1 protein-coding gene is annotated in these 1,692 nt (G+C 49.8%); it reads left to right on the plus strand.

The genetic code is table 11. The annotated features are described in order from the left end of the window. Window positions 1–106: 106 nt before the first annotated feature. Window positions 107–1,692, plus strand: a 1,586-nt coding sequence (locus QUA58_RS23165; RefSeq protein WP_333276375.1) for a WD40 repeat domain-containing protein, incomplete at its 3' end; no start/stop codon positions are given.

The following is a 1,692-nucleotide window of genomic DNA, read 5'->3' on the forward strand; positions in this document are numbered from 1 at the left end:
GTTTTCGGCAGTTTCTCGAAGCGGATGAAACCGTGCAGTCGGCGGGACTAACACTGGAAGATATTAATGATGACATTAGTGATAACTCTACAGTAGGAGCGCCGATATGAGCGAATTAGGTGTGTGGTTGGCACAGCAGTGTCAGGAAGATCGAGATTTGCTGTTGAAGTATCAACCGAAGAGATTTGCGAAACAGGGGAAGGTTGACCGTTATTGTGCTTGGTTGATGGATTTCGGTTTTATTGAGATGAAACTGGATTTTTTGGGGGTACAAGCGTTAATTGATGATTACGATTTGGCGAGGGTTTCTGATGTTTTGTTGTCCGAGGGGCAAAGTCAAACTCTGAGATTGATTCAAGGGGCAATTCGGAAGTCGGCGCACGTTTTGGATGGGGATAACACGCAATTGGCTGGGCAATTGTTGGGGAGGTTGATGGATTTTGAAATGCCCCAGATTCAGGGGTTGCTGGAACAAGGAAGGCAATCAAAAGATAGTGTTTGGTTGAGGCCTTTGAAGGCTAATATAGAGCGGGCAAATGAAGGAGCACTGCGGACACTTGTCGGTCATAATAGCTGTGTAGCAGCCGTCGCGATCGCACCAGACGGCAAAACTGCGATTTCCGGTTCAAGGGATAACACCCTGAAAATCTGGGACACCAAAACAGGCAGAGAACTTTTCACCCTCACGGGTCATAGTAACGCGGTACTAGCAGTGGCGATCGCACCAGACGGCAAAACAGCGATTTCCGCTTCAGATGATAAAACCCTGAAAATCTGGGACACCGAGACAGGCACCGAAATTAGAACCCTCATGGGTCATACTAGCTATGTAAATGCAGTGGCGATCGCACCCGACGGAAAAACAGCGATTTCTACTTCCTTGGATAATACCCTGAAAATCTGGGACACCGAGACAGGCCGGGAACTGAAAACTCTCACGTGTCATAGTGACTATCCACTGGCGATCGGGCCCGACGGAAAAACCGCGATTTTGGCTTCAAGGGATCAAACCCTGAAAATCTGGGATACCGAGACAGGCCAGGAACTGAAAACTCTCACGGGTCATAGTGACTGGGTATATGCAGCGGCGATCGCGCCCGACGGAAAAACCGCGATTTCCGCTTCAAGGGATAAAACCCTGAAAATCTGGGACACCGAGACAGGTCAGGAACTGAAAACTCTCACTGGTCATAGTTCCGGGGTAAGTGCAGTGGCGATCGCACCCGACGGTAAAACAGCGATTTCGACTTCCGATGATAAAACCATAAAAATCTGGGACACCGAGACAGGTCAGGAACTGAAAACTCTCACGGGTCATAGTTCCGGGATAAGTGCAGTGGCGATCGCACCCGACGGAAAAACAGCGATTTCGGCTTCATGGGATAATACCCTGAAAATCTGGGACACCGAGACAGGTCAGGAACTGAAAACTCTCACGGGTCATAGTGGCCAGTTACAAGCAGTGGCGATCGCGCCCGACAGCAAAACCGCGATTTCGGCTTCATTGGATAATACTCTGAAAATCTGGGACACCGAGACAGGCCGGGAACTGAAAACTCTCACGGGTCATAGTAACGCGGTACTAGCAGTGGCGATCGCACCAGGCGGCAAGACAGCGATTTCGGCTTCATTGGATAATACTCTGAAAATCTGGGACACCGAGACAGGCCGGGAACTGAAAACTCTCACGGG

The organism is Microcoleus sp. N9_A1 (genome assembly GCF_036701795.1).
Lineage (GTDB): Bacteria > Cyanobacteriota > Cyanobacteriia > Cyanobacteriales > Microcoleaceae > Microcoleus.